Source organism: Frankia sp. AiPa1 (assembly GCF_023243075.1).
GTDB lineage: Bacteria > Actinomycetota > Actinomycetes > Frankiales > Frankiaceae > Frankia.
The window spans coordinates 25,661-43,278 of sequence record NZ_JALKFZ020000189.1; the positions used below are offsets into that span (position 1 = coordinate 25,661).

The 17,618-nt window shown below is 69.2% G+C and carries 16 protein-coding genes, 1 tRNA gene and 2 pseudogenes; 8 read left to right on the forward strand and 11 right to left on the reverse strand.

Features of this window, described 5'->3' with window-relative positions; all coding sequences use genetic code 11:
• Positions 1–358: 358 nt before the first annotated feature.
• Complete coding sequence (locus MXD95_RS26460) at positions 359–610, reverse strand: hypothetical protein (protein WP_250643459.1); 252 nt, start codon at positions 608–610, stop codon at positions 359–361.
• Between the two features lie 377 nt (positions 611–987).
• Complete coding sequence (locus MXD95_RS26465) at positions 988–1,857, reverse strand: SDR family NAD(P)-dependent oxidoreductase (RefSeq protein ID WP_285223781.1); 870 nt, start codon at positions 1,855–1,857, stop codon at positions 988–990.
• A gap of 74 nt (positions 1,858–1,931) precedes the next feature.
• On the opposite strand from MXD95_RS26465, the gene MXD95_RS26470 reads away from it, so the two are divergent.
• The 3 genes from MXD95_RS26470 to MXD95_RS26480 all read left to right on the forward strand — a co-directional run bounded on the left by MXD95_RS26470 (position 1,932) and on the right by MXD95_RS26480 (position 4,205).
• Positions 1,932–2,354, forward strand: a complete 423-nt coding sequence (locus tag MXD95_RS26470) for a winged helix-turn-helix transcriptional regulator (protein WP_250643461.1) — start codon at positions 1,932–1,934, stop codon at positions 2,352–2,354.
• A gap of 174 nt (positions 2,355–2,528) precedes the next feature.
• Positions 2,529–3,425: a hypothetical protein gene (locus MXD95_RS26475; protein WP_250643462.1), complete on the forward strand. Its 897-nt coding sequence runs from the start codon at positions 2,529–2,531 to the stop codon at positions 3,423–3,425.
• A 213-nt stretch (positions 3,426–3,638) separates the two neighbouring features.
• Entirely contained in the window at positions 3,639–4,205 is a 567-nt protein-coding gene (locus MXD95_RS26480; protein WP_250643463.1) for a helix-turn-helix transcriptional regulator, read from the forward strand.
• Between the two features lie 142 nt (positions 4,206–4,347).
• On the opposite strand, the gene MXD95_RS26485 is transcribed toward MXD95_RS26480, so the two are convergent.
• From MXD95_RS26485 to MXD95_RS29430, 3 genes are all read right to left on the reverse strand, one after another.
• Positions 4,348–4,608, reverse strand: coding sequence for a hypothetical protein (locus MXD95_RS26485; RefSeq protein ID WP_250643464.1), 261 nt, complete (start codon positions 4,606–4,608; stop codon positions 4,348–4,350).
• 306 nt (positions 4,609–4,914) lie between these two features.
• A complete protein-coding gene (locus MXD95_RS29425; protein ID WP_374122151.1) occupies positions 4,915–5,334 on the reverse strand; it encodes an MmyB family transcriptional regulator in 420 nt (139 codons plus the stop codon).
• Positions 5,231–5,656 carry an MmyB family transcriptional regulator gene (locus tag MXD95_RS29430; RefSeq protein ID WP_374122152.1) on the reverse strand — a complete coding sequence of 142 codons (426 nt, stop codon included), beginning with the start codon at positions 5,654–5,656 and terminating at the stop codon, positions 5,231–5,233. The genes MXD95_RS29425 and MXD95_RS29430 overlap by 104 nt, the downstream gene beginning before the upstream one ends.
• Positions 5,657–6,424: 768 nt before the next feature.
• Here MXD95_RS29430 and MXD95_RS26490 point away from each other — a divergent pair.
• Together MXD95_RS26490 and MXD95_RS26495 are read left to right on the forward strand one after the other, a co-directional pair.
• Positions 6,425–6,604 carry a hypothetical protein gene (locus MXD95_RS26490; RefSeq protein ID WP_250643465.1) on the forward strand — a complete coding sequence of 60 codons (180 nt, stop codon included), beginning with the start codon at positions 6,425–6,427 and terminating at the stop codon, positions 6,602–6,604.
• A 215-nt stretch (positions 6,605–6,819) separates the two neighbouring features.
• Positions 6,820–6,975, forward strand: a pseudogene (locus MXD95_RS26495) (cytochrome P450); the annotation flags it as partial.
• 251 nt (positions 6,976–7,226) lie between these two features.
• Here MXD95_RS26495 and MXD95_RS26500 read toward each other — a convergent pair.
• Positions 7,227–8,039: an SAM hydrolase/SAM-dependent halogenase family protein gene (locus tag MXD95_RS26500; protein ID WP_250643466.1), complete on the reverse strand. Its 813-nt coding sequence runs from the start codon at positions 8,037–8,039 to the stop codon at positions 7,227–7,229.
• A gap of 425 nt (positions 8,040–8,464) precedes the next feature.
• Here MXD95_RS26500 and MXD95_RS26505 point away from each other — a divergent pair, with 425 nt between their 5' ends.
• A complete protein-coding gene (locus MXD95_RS26505) occupies positions 8,465–8,992 on the forward strand; it encodes a DUF6314 family protein (RefSeq protein ID WP_308301590.1) in 528 nt (175 codons plus the stop codon).
• Between the two features lie 65 nt (positions 8,993–9,057).
• Here MXD95_RS26505 and MXD95_RS26510 read toward each other — a convergent pair whose 3' ends face one another.
• The 3 genes from MXD95_RS26510 to MXD95_RS26520 form a co-directional block, all read right to left on the reverse strand.
• The gene (locus MXD95_RS26510) at positions 9,058–9,882 is read right to left on the reverse strand and encodes a DUF2637 domain-containing protein (RefSeq protein WP_250643468.1); all 825 of its coding nucleotides are present in this window, start codon (positions 9,880–9,882) and stop codon (positions 9,058–9,060) included.
• 888 nt (positions 9,883–10,770) lie between these two features.
• On the reverse strand, positions 10,771–13,239 hold the full coding sequence (locus MXD95_RS26515) for a TIR domain-containing protein (protein ID WP_250643469.1): 2,469 nt from the start codon (positions 13,237–13,239) through the stop codon (positions 10,771–10,773).
• Between the two features lie 724 nt (positions 13,240–13,963).
• A tRNA-Asn gene (locus tag MXD95_RS26520) sits at positions 13,964–14,036 on the reverse strand.
• A 151-nt stretch (positions 14,037–14,187) separates the two neighbouring features.
• On the opposite strand from MXD95_RS26520, the gene MXD95_RS26525 reads away from it, so the two are divergent.
• Both MXD95_RS26525 and MXD95_RS26530 read left to right on the forward strand, forming a co-directional pair.
• Entirely contained in the window at positions 14,188–14,484 is a 297-nt protein-coding gene (locus MXD95_RS26525) for a hypothetical protein (RefSeq protein ID WP_250643470.1), read from the forward strand.
• A 57-nt stretch (positions 14,485–14,541) separates the two neighbouring features.
• Positions 14,542–14,991, forward strand: a complete 450-nt coding sequence (locus tag MXD95_RS26530) for a winged helix-turn-helix transcriptional regulator (RefSeq protein ID WP_251079073.1) — start codon at positions 14,542–14,544, stop codon at positions 14,989–14,991.
• Between the two features lie 673 nt (positions 14,992–15,664).
• Here MXD95_RS26530 and gltX read toward each other — a convergent pair.
• Positions 15,665–17,086, reverse strand: a complete 1,422-nt coding sequence (gene gltX, locus MXD95_RS26535) for a glutamate--tRNA ligase (protein WP_250643472.1) — start codon at positions 17,084–17,086, stop codon at positions 15,665–15,667.
• A gap of 122 nt (positions 17,087–17,208) precedes the next feature.
• Positions 17,209–17,618: pseudogene (locus tag MXD95_RS26540) on the reverse strand (hypothetical protein); the annotation flags it as partial.

Genomic DNA, 17,618 nt, shown 5'->3' on the forward strand with positions numbered 1-17,618 from the left:
TCCACGGGCTCTCGGCCGTCACAACGCCGACAAGGTCGCCGGCCGCTGGAATCTCCGTGCGGCCGGGAACTCGGCGGCGCGGCGGCCGGCGAAGGTCTGCCGGTGAGACTGGCGTGCGGCCGAAATTCTCACGTTGACAAGCATCTCGCACTGCCAGCGACGGATTACCCGGGTGGCTCGGACAGTGAAGTGCCCCGCCAGCTCGGGGGGTGCTGGCGAGGCGGACTGAGCGTAGCATGATCTGCCCGAGTGCTCGGCCGAACATGAATGGATTCCCGTGGCAGCTTTGTGCCCGGGATGCCTGTGGCGCAGGGGGGCAGGCGCCGATGAGGCAGGTGCAGGTGCCGCCTGATCGCGGCTACCGGGCCTGCGGACGTGCGGCGGAGAGGACGGCACGCAGCGGGGCGGCGGAATGTTCCCCTGTGCCGATCCGCACGGCGTCGGCCAACGCGCCGAGCTGGGTTGTCGCAAGCTGCCGGGTGAAGGGATCGGAAATCGTGTACGTGATCTGCCCGGTTTCCTGGTCCGTCGCGCCCTCGAGTCGGTCGGCCACCTCGGTGACCACCACCCAGGGGCCGGAGATGACATGGGCGTGGCAATCGTTTCGCAACCTGCTTGACTCGCTTTCTTGTGCGTCCCATGCCAGGACTCGGCGGCAGAGGCTGTCCGGATCCAATCAATCCCACAACACTGAGGTGCTGCCCGTTCCGCGGTTCCGCGGACACGCGCTAATTGGACTGTATCCTTCTTCGTCCTGTGGCATTCGCGCAGCCTTAGACACGGAGAAATCGCGTGGTGGGCGCCGAAGGAGTTATTTCGCGTCCGCCCCGATGGAGGGACTTCGGCGCGAAATCGATGCTAGTCGTCGTCGTGTTGCGGGGAACCCCTGGCGAACCCCTCAACGGGCGCGGGAATGCCGAAGGCCCGGCACCGGGGTTCTTCTCCCGGGCCGGGCCTTAAGGTGGCGGCCTGGCCGCCTGGGTCAGCTCACCATTCGCCGGGGCCGAGCACCGATTCCACGATTCGCCGGGTCTCGCTGGACAGCCGTTCCGCGTTGGCGGAGTCGAACGTCTTGAGTATCGAGGTGTCGAGTGTCTTGCCCCGGTCATTGGCCGTCAGGGTGGCCGCCGGTGGCGCGTCGATCCAGCCGATGACCGGGGCCACCGCCTTGTCCACCGGCTTGGCGAACAGCTTCGCCAGCACCCGCACGACACTTTTGACGGGCTGCTTCATCTGCTCGATGCCACCCGTGGTGGCGGTGAAGCCGGGGTGGTACATCACGTAGTGGGCCTTGCTGGTGGGATGCTCGCCGTAGGCGGCGCCGAGCAGGTCGTTCGCGCGGCAGCATGCGGCCTGTACCCGGATCGGGCTGTACTTGCGCTCCGACTGCAGGTCGTCGAAGTTGACCGTGCCCACCTTCGTCCCGGGCGCCGAGACGTTGATGATGACCGGGTTCACGGCCGCGTTGAGCTGGTCGCTCAGCCCGTTGCCGAGCAGGTACCGGCTCAGGTAGTAGAGCGCGAAGCTGGCCTCCAGGCCCTCGGCCGTGACGATCCGTCGCTGGTTCTGGCGGTTCGCGCACAGCACCAGCGCGTCGATCGCCGGGTACGCGGACAGGCGGGACACGACGTCGCGGACGGCGGCCAGCGAGCTCAGGTCGGCCTGCACGAAGGCGAAGCGGTCGGCGGGGGCGACCTGCGCCGCCTCGGCTGCCAGCGCCGAGCCCTTGGCCGGGGTGCTGCCGATCGCGATCACGCGGTCGCCGCGAGCCAGCCTACCGAGGACCACGGCCCTGCCCATGCCATCGGTTCCACCGCTGACGACCACGGTCTTGCTATCGGGCTCCGGGTGTGGCATGTCGTCTCCAGTTGTTACTGTCTGAGAGAGGACAGTGTCTGAAACGCCAGGCGGTATCGGAAGAGGGCAGTTCTATGTTCACTACGAACATCGATGTTTCTGACCTGGCCGGGAAGCTGGCGCTTCCGGTCACGGGTAAGGAACACGACGCCTGCCCGGCCACCGATGTCCTACGGCGGGTGGGTGACAAGTGGAGCGTCCTCGTCGTCGTCCTGCTTGGCCGCGGCGTCCAGCGGTACGGCGAGCTGGACCGCGCGATCGAGAACATCAGCCAGCGCATGCTCACCCGCACTCTGCGTAACCTTGAGCGTGATGGTCTGGTGCATCGCACCACCTATCCCACGGTTCCGGTCACGGTGGAGTACGGGCTGACCCTGCTGGGGGAGACGCTGCTCGGCCCGATCTCGGCGCTCTCGCTGTGGGCAGTGGCCCACCAGCACGACATTGAGGCTGCCCGGGCCGTCTTCGACAAGCAGAACCCCGGAAAGTTGATGTAAACCCCTGAACACCCGGCGGGGTCAAATGGTCGTATCGAAGCGTCGCTACGACCATTTGACCCCGCCGTGGCTCGGACTGCCTGGTCCTCGCCGCAGCCGGCTCGCTTACCGAGAAGTCGTTACCCTTTTCGGTGATGGCGCAGCTGTTCGAGCCGGTTTCGGGCGACGAGCGCTATGCCGGCCTCCCACCGGCCGGTCTTTCTCTTCGTCGACGACGTCCACCTGGCCGACCGGCCCTCGGCCCGCAGCCTGGTGTTCCTCGCCCGCCGGCTGCGATTCAGCCGGGTGCTGCTCGTGATGACCGAGCCGGCCGAGCACTACCAGATCAACGAGCTGTTCGCCGCTGATCTGCTGCGCCAGCGGCACTGCCACCAGATCCGGGCCCCTGCGGTCGAGGTCGCCCGCTATCTGCTGGCAGCCGGTCAACGGCTCTCCTCGTGGGGCGCGTCCGTGCTGCGCCAGGCGGCCGCCGCCCTGGCTGCCAAGGACGAGATCGACGACGCTGTGGCCTGCCTTGAGCTGGCCATCAAGGGAAGCGAGTCCGACGGGGAACAGGGCTCCCTGATGGCAGGTCTGCTCAAGCTCGAATGGCGCACCGAGATGACCGGGCGGTCGCGGTGGCCGCCGCGCCTGCTCTGTCTGGCCGCCCAGGGCGTCCTCACGCGTGAGGACGCCGGAGTGCTGCTACGCCACCTCCTGTGGGAGGGCGACTTCCGCAGCGCGGAGGAGCTGCTGCTCCAGATCACTGCGCTGCCGATCGGGCAGGGCGCACCGGACGACGGCGCGATCATCATCAGCCAGGCGGAGAAGTTCCTTGAGGCCTGCCCCCTGAAGGACCTGACCATCGAGCCGTTGACCCAGGTGCTTAACGCCGTCATCGCCGCCGACCGGCCGGCCCTGGCGGCTCGGTGGTGTGACCACTTCATGATCCAGGCTGCCCGGCACCGGGCGCCGGTCTGGCAGGGGGCGCTGGCCAGCACCCGGGCGGCCATCGCGTTGCGGCAGGGCGACTTCGAGCTCGCCCGCAGTCAGGCGAGCGAGGGGCTGGCCCACATCCCGCCGAAGCGGTGAGGCACGCAGGTAGGTTCGCCGCTGGCCACCCTCCTGGAGGCGAACACGCTGATCGGTGACTTCGCCGAGGCCGCAAGCCTCCTCGCCCACGAAGTACCTCCGGCGACCTTTCAGACCCGCTTCGGCCTGCATTACCTCTACGCACGTGGCCGCTACTACCTGGCCGTCGACCGGCCGCACGCGGCCCTGGACGACTTCCAGCTGTGCGGCGAGTTGGTTACGAGCTGGCAGATCGACGGCGCGGGCATGGTGCCGTGGCGGATTGGGCTGGCCGAGACCTACCTGTGGCTGCGCGACCGGGCGAGCGCCGAGCGGTGGGCCCAGGAACAGCTCGACCGCGCCGCGCGAGTCTCCCGGACGCGGGGACTCGCGTTGCGGCTGTGCGCGTCCCTGACGGCCACGAGCGATCGGATCATGCTGCTCAGTGAGTCAATCGACATCTTCCGCATGTGCGGAGACTGGTACCACCTGAACGCCGCTCTGGATGATCTGCGTACGGCGCCGGCCGAGATCGTCGACCAGGCGCTGCGCGATGCTCCCGACGACGCCCAGCCGACTGCCCCGACCGGGCCGCCGCAGCCGTGGACCTCCGTTCTCAGCGAGGCCGAGCGGCGGGTCGCCGAACTGGCGGTTCGTGGCTATTCGAACCGAAAGATCGCGACAGAGCTGTTCATCACGGTGAGCACGGTCGAACAGCACCTGACGCGTACCTACCGAAAACTGCAGGTGGACAGCCGGTCCGCGCTCCCCGCCCGCCTCAAGCTCCTGAAATCAGCCTGACCACATCGCCCCGGGCGGTCGGAAACACCGGTCGTGGCAGGCGCCGACCGCCGGCACGGACAGCCCAGCCGGCACGGGCGACCAGAGGTGACAGCCGGCCGCGGCCCACCGACCGCGACCGGCGTCACATCGCACCGACCGCCTACGACGCGGCCGTTCCGCGGTAGCCCACCGGACCCTCGTTCGGGAACTGGGCGGCGCCCTGGAACGAGGCGCCGTTGTCGAAGAACGTCACGCTGCCGTTGCCCTGCGGACCGGACCAGGTCACCTGAGTGCCGGTGGCGGGCCGGCCCGACTGGGGCACGACCCCGTTACGGTTGCTGATGACGATCTGCAGGTCGCTGTCCTTGTGCCAGTCCGAGTTCGGGCCGCCCCACTGGATTTCGGTGTGGTAAAGGGACATGTTTCCACCTCTCTGGTAGGCATGGCCGCGTCTCGGCCACGCAGAAGCCGGCCGGCAAAAGAAAGCAGAAAGACCAGCCGGGCCTGTCCGCGAGACAGCCCACAATGGCCGGCGGCAGCGCGCCGACACAGAAACGTGAACCCCCGTGGTTCCACCGGCTGCCCGAAAGGGCCCCGTCGCGAACCGATGCAGGCAAAGCGTAACGAGTCCGGAACCTGGTGACAACACCCCAGCGCATCAACGTATGACAATGGGTCGCCCGAACCCACTATGTCCGAATTGCCCAGCCCGTGCTCTGTCTGACGCTCAACGCTGCGCCGGCGAAGGTGCGCGCGCCACGGCGTTGCTGCCAAGAAAGTTCAGCGCCTGCTCGGCAGGGCTCCCCGGTACCGCCGTGTAAATCACCAGCAGGTGGTGATCGGGGCCGGGGCCATGAAAAGTCTGGGAGTCGAACGCGACCTCGCCCACGGCCGGGTGACGAAAGCACTTGTGGCCATGCGTCTTCTCGTGTAGGTGATGGCTGGCCCACAGGACATGGAAGGCTTCGCTGCCCAGCGAGAGTTCACCGATCAGCCGGACGAGTCGAGGACGAGTCGCGGGTCGTGCGGGCGGCGTCCGGCGGTCATGCGCGGGATCCCGACCGTGGTGCGGGCGGCCCCTCCCAATCGGGGTGGACCTGCCTGGCATCGGGGTCGAGGAAGATCCGGCGAGCCATGTTCCGCTCATCCGCTGGCAGCCGGGGGAATTCGGCGATCAGGGTGGCGGCCAGCTGGTTCCACGCCAGGATGTCGCTGCCGTGCCGCTGGTACCTTTCGGCGCCGGAGTGGGGCTGGCATTCGGGGTAGTGGACAACGCCGCCGTGGGCGCCGTCCCAACGCGCAACGCCGGAGTCGCTGCAGGCGTCTTCAACACGATGCGCATCACGGGCGAGTCGGTCGCGGTCTCCGTGGAGTGGCCCGGCACGTCGAGTTCGCGCGCGACGTGCCTCAGATGGCTCCAGGAGGCGTTCGCATCGACGCCCTCGATGGTCCGACCACCGCGCCGGCAGCCGCTCCGCGCCGGGCGACCACTCCGCGCCGGGCTGCCTGCTGGTCCGACGGTCCTGGGTTCGCCCTCGGCTGGGTGCGGGCGCCGGGGTGGACGGGGGTCATGAAGCCGTCGGCGGGGTCGACGATGTGCAGGGTGTTGCGGCTGATCGGTGTGATGGCGGAGCGGCGGGTGGATGCGCGGGCGAGCGGGATGCGGGTGGGTGCGGGGACGTCGGGGGAGTGGGGGTCGAGGGCTGCGTCGCGTGAGGGCGGTGGGCGCGGGCGAGGACGGGTCGGCCCGAGGTGTTGCGATGAGACCGACCGTGACGCCCAGCTGGACGTGTCGCTGATCATCCCTGGAGGGATCGCAGCGCGTAGTTCCAGAAGGCGGTCGGCCCAGTAACGATCTCGGTTGCTTCTGGTGGGTCTCCGGCTCGCGGCCGGGCTCACCCGGTGAATCTCGCTGTCCGTGATGGCAGTCGGGGGTGGTGGCGCTGCTGGTGCGCGGGGGTGTCGCTTCTACCGGTTTTGTGTCCCGATTTGTCGCTTCGCAACCCTGTAGAAGCGACACGGAGGTCTTCCGGGGTCGGCCCGTCGTCACGCGTGGTGGTGGGGAGGGTGGTGGCGGGGGTCGGTGGTGGGAGAGGGCTTGCTGGTCGTGACGACCGGAGCTGACGGCGATCATCTGGCTGTGGGCCATCCCGCGCGGCGCGGCCCAGAGTAGGTCGCCGAGCCGGTCATCGGGGCGGCCGGTGAGGTGGGCGCCGAGCTGGTGCAGCCCTGCGGCTGTGTCCGCCAGCCGGGCGTCCAGGGAGTGGGAGCGGTCGGGACGGGTCGCGAGCGAGATCTCCAGGCTCGCCATCGAGGTCGGCGCGCTGAAGGCGCGCCAGGCGGCGTCCACCAGGGCGCTGACCCGCTCGCGGGTGGTGCCGGTGGTCGGCAGCCGTACGGCGTCGACGCTGGCCTGAAACTCCTGATGGGCGGTTTCGATCACGGCCGTGAACAGGCCGTCCCGGTCGCCGAGGTGGTACTGGATCACACCTCAGGTGACGCCTGCGTGTTCGGCGATGTGCCGGGCGCTGGCGGCGCCGATGTTCCGGGCCCAGGGCTTCGACATTGACCTGTACGGCGATCCGGGGGTGCGGGTCCGGCTGGAGCCGCACGGCGAGCACCTCGACGGCACGCCGGTAGCGAGACCGCGGCCCGCCACCTCGGCTGGGCCGCCAGCGTGCTCGACCAGTACCTCGACCAGCGCGCGGAGCTCGCGGCCGACCCGGCGCTCATCCCCGGCGCGGTGGAGGAGATCCTCCGCTTCGAGCCGCTGTCCCCGACAGCCGCTGCCTCGCGGCGACTCGCCTCGTACCTGGTGCAGGCGTTTCGCTCGGACCGGGCCACACCGTTAGCCCCACCCCTGCGTATCCCGCTCGACCTGCCCGGCTCTCGCCAGGCATGATCGTGTCGTTCCCGGGCGTGGCGGACGTACACCAGCGGAGCGATCTTCGTGGTCGTGGTCGTGGTTGGAGCCGGGGTCTGGTCGGCTGCGGCGTGGACGGACTGTCCACCACGGCGACGCCAGGCATAGCAGCTGGATCAGAGGACGACGCGGATCCGGAGCACATCACCGGTGGCGACTCCGAGCCGTTGCGCCGCGTTGCCCGAGCTGACCGCGATTGTCAGCTGGCCCACCGCGTCCTCGTAGAAGGCCAGCTCGCCCACCGGCACCTCCTCGAACACCTCGACGTACGTCGCACGGTGCTCACCGGCCGCGGTGACGACGACCACCGGCTGGCCGATCGACAGCGAGAATGCCTCGAGCCGCTCCCGGCGGCTGGCGAGGTGGAGGTTGCCGAAATGGTCGGTCAGGATGATCTCCGCCCGCAGGCCGTCGTCCTCGATCGTCTCCAGCGGCGTGGGGAGAGCCGTCAGGGAGGCCGCGGGAATCTCCGGCCCAACCTCGGCCAGCGCCGTTCCTCGCACCAGGTGACCGGCAACGGGGATGTAGATGTCGCGCCCGTGGAACGTGCGCGACACGGGGTGCCGGAAGAACTTCTCATTGGTGAGCTCGTAGGCGGCGATCGCGCCGCCCGCCTGCTCGACCGCCCAGGAAAGCAGGCCGTTGTCCGGGCCGACGAAGACACCCCGGTCCGTCTTCACCGCGATCGACCGGCGTTTCCCGCCCACTCCCGGGTCGACGACGGCGACGTGGATCGCCCTGGGTAGATACGGGGTGACCCTGGCGAGCAGCCGCGCACCGGTCCGGATGTCCTGCGGGGGCACGACATGGCTGATGTCGATCACCCGGACGCTGGGGGCGATACCCAACAGCACTCCATGGCAGGTCGCCACGAAGCCATCGCTGAGACCGTAGTCGGTCAGAAACGAGACAATCTCATACCCGGACATGATTCAGCCCTCTTCTCGTCGCTCCCTACCAGTAGTTTTCTACCGGCAGTCGGGGCCTGGGTGGAGAGCGGCGATGAGCCGGGCGGCCCCGGGGCGGCCCGGCCGATCGCGGCTCGGCCGGTCGCGGCCCTGCCGGTCACGGCGCGACGCGGCGCGCGGCCCATGGGTCGAGCGAGGTGTCCGGGCGTCGCGGCCCGGTGCCAGGCCGACGCCGGCTGCGATGAACGCGCCGACGCCACCGACCGGGGCGACCGGCGGCTGGGAGTGCTGCCCGAGCCCGAACCGGCCCGGGCGTGAACAACAGGTTGTGGAAGACACCGGGGTTCCGACGCACTACCGTGTGGTGGGCCGCATACCGCGCCCACCATCGCCGGGGCGCTGCGGACGAGGCCCGAGCGCCGCTGCCGAGATTGCGCGGAGGACTGGTGACCCAGCCGTCAGAACAAGCGCCTTCAGACGGATACGCCGCCGCGGCCTTCGTTCGACTCGAGGGTACCTGGGTCCTGCACAGGACTATTTCAGGAATCGGGACGATGGAGGGAGAGGCGGTTTTCGGCAAGCTCCCCTCGGGCGTGCTTCGGTATCGTGAGGAAGGTAATCTGCACCTGCACTCCGGATATTCTGGTCCCGCCTTCCGTGAATACTACTATCTCTTGGAGGGTAATTTCATCAGGGTCACCTTCGCTGACGTACCTCCCGGCGAGCGGACGTTCGTGAACCTGCGGCCGGAGCGCGGCGACGGCGACACCTTCGCCGCAGGGGGTGTGCACCACTGCGGGCCCGACGTGCACTCGGCGACATACCACTTCGCGGACGAGTCCCTGGCGATCATGGTGGAGGTCCGTGGGCCGGAGACGAACTACACGGTTCATTCGGTCCTCACCCGCCGCTCGAATCCGGCGGATTGCCTGTCGTCGGCCCGGCACCGCGAGATGCGTGGCCGGGCCGCCTGACATTGGCGGCTTGTGCCACCCACCCGTCGCCGACCGCTCGGTGCCACGGTCGATGCCCGGCCGGATCAGGCGGCGCTACCCTGGCCCGCGCCCGGTTCATCCGCGGGCCCCTGGTCGCGCACAAGGGTGCGCTCGCCGGCCATGCCACGGCGCCGTCCGCGAACGGTGGGGCGATGCGCGGGCCGTACGGACGGGCCGGTGTTGTGGTCGGCGTGCGGGGTGTTCCTACGCACCTGGTAGACCCAGCTCTTGCTGACCGTGATGCCCAGGGAGGCCAGCATCGCGACCGTCTCGGTGGCCGACCCGCCGGTCAGGTCCAGGGCCTGGGCGATCGCCTCGCGTTTCGCCGCCGCGTCCATCGCGCCGTTCGGCCCGACCGCTGACGCGCCGTCCGCCCGGTCGGTCTCGTCGTCGGCCTCGGGCGACGGGCCGCGCTGCGGCGGGATCGGGAGGTCCACGGTGGCCGCAACGCCCGCGGTCCGGCGTCCGGCCGGGTGGATCTGGCGCATGAGCAGCTCGTAGGAACCCAGCAGGGCCAGCGGCGGCCAGCCGGCGATGATCCGGGCGGTGAAGGTGGGTTCGGCGTGCAGCACGTTCGCGACCAGCGACGCGCAGGCACCCAGCACCAGCAGAAGGTAGGGCAGCCAGGACCGGCTGCGTCCGGCGCGGCGGTCCGCCAGCATCGCCATCGACGCGGCCACGATCAGCCCGTCCACGCTGAACGGCAGCACCGCCGCGGACATCGGGTCCTCCCCGTGCTGCATCGCGACCCCGCGCATGTGCCGATAGGACACGAAGGCCGCCACTATCGCCACCGTCGCCACCGCGACCACCGTGGTGACCCGGATAGCCCGCTCCGCGGGGAATCTGGCGGATCGTCCCCCGCTCATCGGTTGACCACCATCCACACCGATCTCCTCGCCTGACCTCGGAATGGCCGGGTTGGGACACATCCTCCCTCCGACGCCCTGCGCCCGACGGAACCACCCCGACCGGCGCGCAGTAGCCGTATCCGCCCTGGTGCCGACCGTGAGAGACCGGCGCGCCCGCGCAATCCCCAGGTCACCACACGCGACCACCAGTCCCGGCCGGCCGAATCGGGTATGCCCGCACCTTTGCCGCGGCCCCGGTGGACCCACGCGTTATCTATCTCACCGGGCCCGGCCCGTCGGGGGTGACGGTGGGTCGGGTGAACGGCGACGACGGCGACTGTCTCCCCTGACCGGATTGCCCAGTGCGAAACCGCCGGTGACACGCATCCCGACGGCACCGACACCGCGACCGCCGAGGCGCGCCTGTGCGGCGCGGCACATAAAGCCTGTGTGAGTACTACGCCGGGGACTACAAGGCGGCCCTCGACTTTACCCGGGAAGGCCGCCGGGTCGCCGGTCGGTCAGCTGAGGCGATCCGCCTCGCCGTGAACGGAGAGGCACGCTCCCTCGGTCGGCTCGGCGACCGCGCCGGTGTGGACCGGTCCGTGGCCGAGGCCTTCGATCTGGCCCACCAGACCTACCCGATTGATCCGCGCGGGACCGCGCGATCCTCCAAGATCAATCTTGGTTGCCGAGTCGGCCGCGGTTGTCGGCCACCCACTGATAGCCGGCACGGACGTCTTCAATGGCGCCGGCGTCGCGTAGCCGCACCGCCGCCGGGTCTGACCCGTCAGTGCTCCGGCCTGAATGCCTCGCCAGCAACGGTCCTGCCACCACAGGATCGTCTCGATCAGCGGCGCATGGCGGTGCAGTCCGTAGGCCTCACGGATCAGCCTGATCCTCCACCTACTCGACCCCGGCGAACGGTCGGCCGGTGCGGTCCTTGCTAGAGGCGAGGCGGCGTTGCAGCTCCACATGCCGGAACTGATAGACCGCGCCGGACTGCCGTAAAACGCCGCGTTTCTCATGGGCGTCAGCCAGGAACGCCATCAGGTTGCGGGGGAGCCGGCCGCGCGCGGCGAGCCAGGCCCGGGTCAGCGTGAACATCCCCCACGATGTCTGATAAATCGCGAACATAAGCCCGACTGCGAGCCCCAACCCGAGCCCGCACACGAACCCTCCCGGCGTCAGCCAACAGACGAGTACGGGCCCGAGCCCGGTGGTGAGCACGACCGAACAGAACGCGGCTCGGTCTCGCCGGAGCACCCAGGTGGGGCCTGCCGCTTCGGTGAGGTCTGCCGACATGGCTTCGAAGGCCCCGGATAGGGGCGCCAAGAAAAGCCCGAGAAAGACCATCACAAGGAGCGGGAGCACAAGCACGGACTCGTACCCATCGGTGCCTCCTTCACCGAACTTCACAGGCGCGCCCGCGAGCTCGAGCCCGACCCCGAGCCCGCCCAAGAGCGCGAACCCAATCCCGAACGGGAGCACAGCATTACGCACCGGTTTGAGTGCGGCAACGACCCTGGAACGGGGGACTCTCCACCACACCGCCAGCTTCGGTAACGGAACTTTTGCTCCTCCGAAGAAGGTCCCCGCACCTCCGAAAAAAAGCCAGAAATACAGCACGTACGCAACCCTGAGTGCGAGATCCCCGTCAAGCCCGAAAGCTATCCCGCATAACAGCCCTGCCCCGAGTCCAACCCCGGGCCCGATGGTAAACCGTCGTTTTTTGGGGGAGATGACTTCGGGGATCTGCCACCAGGCGAGGTCGGGGCTGCCATGGTGAGTGTGTTCGAGATGTCGAGCGAGGAAGGCCAGCCACCGTTCGGCGTCCACCGTAAGCCAGGGGCAGGGACGCGCCCGTTCATGTTTCCGGTAGGCGGCTGGGAGGAAGCCGTCGAACATGTGCTCCTCGATGGCAGTCCGGCTGGGGAACTGGACCGGGTCCAGGAGACTCCTCGGATCGGGCAGGCTGCTGCCGTGTTCGCCGATACGGGGGTTGTAGATCGTTCGTGCCAGGTGGGCCATCAGGGGCGATGTCAGCACTTCGGCTACGGGTGGCGGAGTCGGCGCGGCCAGTGCGGCCCGTATCAGCTCCCAGCGGCCAGCCGTGGTTGGTCCGCCAGCCGAGCGTTGCAGGTAGTCGACGACGTCTGTGGCCGGCAGCGAGCACAGACTGATGCCAGCAGCGCCGGCTAATGTCACCTCGGGCCCGTCGCCGGGGCGGGTCGCGGCCCGGTATGGCCCGCTCCGCGACAGCAGAACAAGCTTCTGCCCAGGCCGCAACACGTCGTTGATCCGGCCGATCGCGTGGCCGCGGGCGGCGTCGGCAATCTCGTCCAGGCCGTCAAGAAGCAGGAGGAGCATGCCTGCGTTGAGCAACGCCCGCGCTCGGCTGGCTCCGCTCCCGTCAGGTGCTCGTTCACGAAGGCCCGGATAGTCAAGGGTCAGCCGCTGGTCGAGCCAGGAGTACAGACCGGTTTCGGTCGGGTTCCACGAGGCGAGGGAGATCAGGACTGGCACCGGCGCCTCGGGGGACTTGTGTTTGAGGAGATCGAGCACGAGCCGGACGGCGAGCATGGTCTTGCCGGAGCCGGACTCTCCGAGTACAACCAGCCTGCCGGTGGGGACTCTGTCCAGAACGTCAGCGAGCTGCCGGCCGCTGCCCGCCAGCTCGGCGGGGCCCGCGGCCCAGCCTCCGGTAATGGGCCAGCCAGCGCCGGTGGTGGCTAGCCGGATGATGGTCTCCCAGTCATCGGTCAGGTCCGAGTCGGCTGGTTGCCAGCTCACAGGGAGTGGGTAGGGCTCGTTAAGCCGCCGGATCGCGGCCTCGTCCTCCCACTGCCGACGCACCGCGACCTGCAACTGATCTGCTATTTCCCGCAGGTCGGGCACCTGGCCATGGCGACGGGAGGGGAACGCGGGTGCGCGCGGCGGCTTGCGTCGATCTCCGCGGACGGCCTTCAGGAGCTGGTCGCGTGCATCTCGAGCGGTCAGGCCGAAGATGTCGACGCAGACCAGCTGGCGGAGCAGACCGGGGCGGTCGCAGCCCTCGACCCGGACAACGAGCAGCTTGCGCTGTTTGCCGAGCGGGTCGTCCCCGAAGGCCGCCTGCCACTCCGCTGCCACGTAGGCCTCGGTCAGGTAGGCCACAGATAGAACGGCGATCGTCTGCGTGGCGTTCTGCACCGCCTGGTGGATCTCCTGGATGACATGCGTCCCAGCGACGAAGTCCCACGCCCTGATCACAACGGTGTAGCCGGCCCCTTCCAGTTCCCAGGCGATCCACTCCGCGTGCTCTTCATCTGGCGGCGCGTAGGAGATGAAGAAGTCGGGCTTTGTGCGGGCGGCCGGCTCCTGGCCCTGGTCCATCAGACGCTCGCGGCCGTAGGCAGGGGCGGGGTAAGAGCGACCAGGCCGAGCAAATTCAGCACCCCCGGTGGCGCACCAGCGCGTCTTTGGGCGCGGCGAGCGTCGCCGCCTCAGACTGTTCCGGCTGCGACAGTATCGTGATGCGCGGCCCGTGCGCTGTTCCATGGCCCGCCGGTAGTAAGCAGCACGAAATCAACGCCAAGGGTTGGCCCGAGGGTCGGCTGCGCTACTGGTCGAAGATCCGTTCGATGACAGCGGTGGTTTCGGTGGTGCCGGCGCGCTCTGGTGGAGTCAGATATCGCAACTGTCTAAACGGGTGGCCGGCTCAGAGCGCGCCGGCACCGGCTGCGGGTGCCCTGGCTGTCCTGCCTGGAGCTGTTTGACGAGGAACCGTGCGGGGTCGGCGACGTCGTGGCGGTGACCGTGGTCGTCGAGTGAGCGGGAGCGGCGAAGGTGCCGGACACCTCGCCGGACGCGTCGACGGCGGAGTAGTGATCAACATCTGGGCGGCGATGCGATCGGCGACCAAGCGGAGGCAGGAGTGCCTCGCCGTCGCGGCGCGCGTATCTGGGGACGATCGGGGACCCCGAGGATGGATCCCGACAGCCGGCCGGTCGTGCGGTCCCCTAGCGTGCAGGTGTGGGATGAGACACAGATTTTCTGTGGGCACTTTGTGGCTTTGATCTTGATGTGATCGTCGATCAAAGCTGTGAGCTGGGGGCGGCTCCCGCGATAGGACTCGAACCTATAACCTGCCGGTTAACAGCCGGCTGCTCTGCCAATTGAGCTACGCGGGATCGGGCGCCGTAGCTGTCGCAGCACCTGACGCGGTCAGCCTACCTGAGGTTCGGGGCATCCTGTGCGTGGGGTAGGAATCGATCTGGTGGCACAACGTCAGCCGGCTGGAAGATCACTGTCGGCACGTCCCTCGGTCTCCTGGGAGGCAACATGCGGATCAGGCCCAGTGTCGTTGCCGCACTCGGCGTCGGCTACGTTCTCGGTGCCCGAGCGGGGCGCGAGCGGTACGACACGATCATGCGCCAGGCGCGGGAGATCCGTGAGCGGCCGGAGGTCCAGAGCGCGGCGGGGCTGATCTCGGCCCAGGCTGGGGCGCTCGGTCAGCGGATCCGCGGCGTGCTGGGTGTCGAGGTGAAAACGCCCCGGACGCTCCCGTTCCGTCCGATGGTGACCTATGGTTCCAACGGTGTCAGCTCGAACGGCGTCCGCTCGGTGGGTGCGCGCTGACCCAGGTAGAGCCACAGGGCGTCGCGGGCCCAGCTCGCAAGGGTCCGGAATGGATGGATGGTGAGCGGAGCGCAGGGGCGCGCCGCGCGTCGTGGCGGGCGGGCCGGGGCCGCGGTGCAGGCCGGTGGCGGGGGCGCGGGTGGTGAGGGGGAGACGCCGGGTGCTGGTGCGGGGGTGTCGGCACCGCTTGCGGCGCTGGTGCAGCTGCTCGGGCGTCGGTATGCGCTGGGCGTCTACTGGCAGCTGCGGACCGGTTCCGAGTCCTTCCGGACCCTCGCCGCCCGTCTGGAAGCGCCGGAAACGCAGCTCACGCAGAGGCTGCGGGAGCTGCGGGAGAGCGGCATCGTCGAAGTGGACGAGGCCGGCGAGTACCGGCTGACCGTCCACGGACGCCGGTTGCAGGGTGTCATCGAGCCGTTGGCGCTCTGGGCGGACGAGTGGGCTGCGCTGCGACCGCGCCAGCGTGTCCCGCGCGGCGCCGCATCCCGCGGCTTCGACGAGCCCTGAGCCCTTCCTGTGGGGCCCTGAGCCCGGATGAGCCTCCGTCTGGGAGGGCGCCGAGCGCTGCCTGGCGAGGCTTCGCGCTCCGCCTGACGAGCGTTGAACCGACGAGCAGCTTCAAGCCCGATGAGCCCTGGGCCGGCGTGTGCTGGTGGGGTCCCAGGCGAGGAACGCGGGTCGACCGGCGCGACGGGCGCCGAAGACGGAAGCGTGCAGACGGACGCGGGCCGGCGGATGCCTGCGGACAGGCGCCCGCCGAGGAGGCGTGTGCCGCTCCCTCGGGGCCTTGGCTGGCGACGGAGTTCGGTCGTTATGACGGAATGTGATCGGCTATTGGGCGCATGGTGACGGCGGGTTCACAGCTTGTCTTTCGTCGATCTTAAGAATCCTTTAGGCCCCGGGAGATGTGCTGGTCATCGTCGGAAACGACGCAGGGTGCGACGCCGGAGCGCCACGAGGCCACGGCGCGACGGTGCCGCACCACGTCCGATCTGACCGACCAGAGCTTCACCCGGCGGAGGTAACCCCGACCTTCGGTGGGTGCGCCCAGCCCGGGTCGCGGCCCGTCCCAGCCGCGGCCCGGGCTCGACCTTGTCTCCGCCTTTTGTGGCGGACCTAGATTTTTTGCTTTGTGTCGGATTTGTGCTGGATTCTTTCGGGGCAGCTCTCGCCTACGGGCCTACGAGGCGGCGGCGGTGGCGAGGCGGGCGCGGGCGGTGTCGAGGCGGGCGAGGGTGGTCTCCCGGCCGAGAAGCTCGAGTGACTCGAACAGCGGCAGACCCACGGAACGCCCGGTGACGGCGACCCGCACGGGGGCCTGTGCCTTGGCGAGCTTCAGCCCGTGCTGCTCGCCCACCTCGGTCAGCGCCGTCTTCAGGGCTTCCGCCGTCCACTCGACCGTGCCGAACCGGGCGTGGACATCGGAGAGAAGTGCGGCGGCCGGGCCCTTCATCGCTTTCGCCCAGGCCGCGTCGTCCACGGGGGCGTCCGCCAGGAACAGGAAGTCGACCATCGGCACGATCTCCGAGAGCACCGACAGCCGGGACTGGGCGAGCCCGACCACGGCGGCGAACACCTTCGGGTCGAACGCCTCGGCCGGCCACGGCGCCACCGGGGCGGTCAGCCACGGCCGTACCGCCTGGGCGAACTCGTCCGGTGTGAGTGCCCGGATGTACTCGCCGTTGAACGCCCGCAGCTTCTTCTCGTCGAAGAACGCCGGCGAGGGCTTCACATCGGCCAGGTCGAAGGTCGTCTCGATCGTCTCCCAGGGGACGATCTCCTCGTCGCCGGGCGGCGCCCAGCCGAGCAGCATCAGATAGTTCTTCATCGCCGCCGGCAGGTAGCCCTCGTCGCGGTATGACTCGAGCGCCACCTTGTCGCGCCGCTTGGACAGCTTCTGCCGCTTCTCGTTCACGATGACGGGGACGTGCGCCCACACCGGCGGTTCCGGCGCGCCGAGCGCCGCCCACAACAGCTGCTGCTTGGGAGTGTTCGGCAGGTGCTCCTCACCGCGGATGACGTGGGTGATGCCCATCTCGAGGTCGTCGACGACGTTGGCGAGCAGAAACACCGCCGAGCCGTCGGCGCGGGCGATGACGAAGTCCTCGAGGGTGTCGTTGGCGAACTGTGGTTCGCCGCGGATGAGGTCGCGCACGACCGTCACCCCTTCGTCGGGTGTGCGGAACCGCAGCGCCCGCCCGGGACCGGGCCCGAGCGCCCGTTCGCGGCAGAAACCGTCGTAGCCCCGCTGGGCGTTGCCGGTGCGCTCCGCCAACTCCTCGCGGGTGCAGTCGCAGTAGTAGGCCAGGCCGGCCGCCTGTAGCCGGCTGGCCGCGTCGCGGTGGGCCTGAGCTCGCGACGACTGCAGGACGGGCCCCTCGTACCGGCCGGGGCTGATGCCCAGCCAGTCCAAGGCGCTGATGATGCCGTCGGTCCATTCCGGCCGGTTACGTGAGGCGTCGGTGTCCTCGACGCGCAGCACGAAATCGCCACCGGTGCGCAGTGCGACCAGCCAGTTGAACAGCGCCGACCGCGCTCCACCCACATGGAAGATGCCGGTGGGAGACGGCGCGAACCGGACCCGAACCCGCCCAGAACTCATGCGGGCGAGCGTACAGGGATCTCGGGAACGGCCCGGTTGCACCGCGAGCGGGCCGCGCGACAGACGGGGCGGATTCCCCGTCGGGGCGGCGGCCTCGGGGCGCGGGGTGGCCGGTCGCCCGGTTACTCCCCGAGGAGATCAAGCAGGTCGAGGGGGGTGGTGGGGTGGTGGGGGGTGTGGGTGAGGTGGTGGCGCCAGTGGGTCTCGGTGGCATCGGGATCGTGGTGGGCCAGGTGGGCGAGGAGCTGCCGGTGAAGGGTGTGCTGGTGGCGGAGGGTGTCGAGGTCGGGCGGGGTGGAGTCGGCGGTGGTGGCGTCGAGGATGTGGCGGACCATCAGCGTGAGGGTGGTCAGGGTGTGGTTGGTGCGGGCTGTCGTGTTCGCGCTGCCGCTGGGGGGCGGGGTGAGCAGGAGGGTGTGGAAGTGGAGGTGTTGGGTGTGAATGTCGGTGGGGTCGGGGTTGGTGCTGTCGAGGGTGATGTCGGTGGTGGTGAGGTGGTGGGTGAGGGTGGTGAGGTGGGGGTCGGTGATGG

Excerpts from the sequence above, each read along its gene's own strand:
- MXD95_RS26465 (WP_285223781.1), bottom strand. The coding sequence starts at position 1,857 with ATGCCACACCCGGAGCCCGATAGCAAGACCGTGGTCGTCAGCGGTGGA.
- MXD95_RS26470 (WP_250643461.1), top strand. The coding sequence starts at position 1,932 with ATGTTCACTACGAACATCGATGTTTCTGACCTGGCCGGGAAGCTGGCG.
- MXD95_RS26475 (WP_250643462.1), top strand. The coding sequence starts at position 2,529 with ATGCCGGCCTCCCACCGGCCGGTCTTTCTCTTCGTCGACGACGTCCAC.
- MXD95_RS26485 (WP_250643464.1), bottom strand. The coding sequence starts at position 4,608 with ATGTCCCTTTACCACACCGAAATCCAGTGGGGCGGCCCGAACTCGGAC.
- MXD95_RS29425 (WP_374122151.1), bottom strand. The coding sequence starts at position 5,334 with ATGAGCGGAACATGGCTCGCCGGATCTTCCTCGACCCCGATGCCAGGC.
- MXD95_RS26500 (WP_250643466.1), bottom strand. The coding sequence starts at position 8,039 with ATGTCCGGGTATGAGATTGTCTCGTTTCTGACCGACTACGGTCTCAGC.
- MXD95_RS26510 (WP_250643468.1), bottom strand. The coding sequence starts at position 9,882 with ATGAGCGGGGGACGATCCGCCAGATTCCCCGCGGAGCGGGCTATCCGG.
- MXD95_RS26515 (WP_250643469.1), bottom strand. The coding sequence starts at position 13,239 with ATGGACCAGGGCCAGGAGCCGGCCGCCCGCACAAAGCCCGACTTCTTC.
- MXD95_RS26525 (WP_250643470.1), top strand. The coding sequence starts at position 14,188 with ATGCGGATCAGGCCCAGTGTCGTTGCCGCACTCGGCGTCGGCTACGTT.
- MXD95_RS26530 (WP_251079073.1), top strand. The coding sequence starts at position 14,542 with ATGGTGAGCGGAGCGCAGGGGCGCGCCGCGCGTCGTGGCGGGCGGGCC.
- gltX (WP_250643472.1), bottom strand. The coding sequence starts at position 17,086 with ATGAGTTCTGGGCGGGTTCGGGTCCGGTTCGCGCCGTCTCCCACCGGC.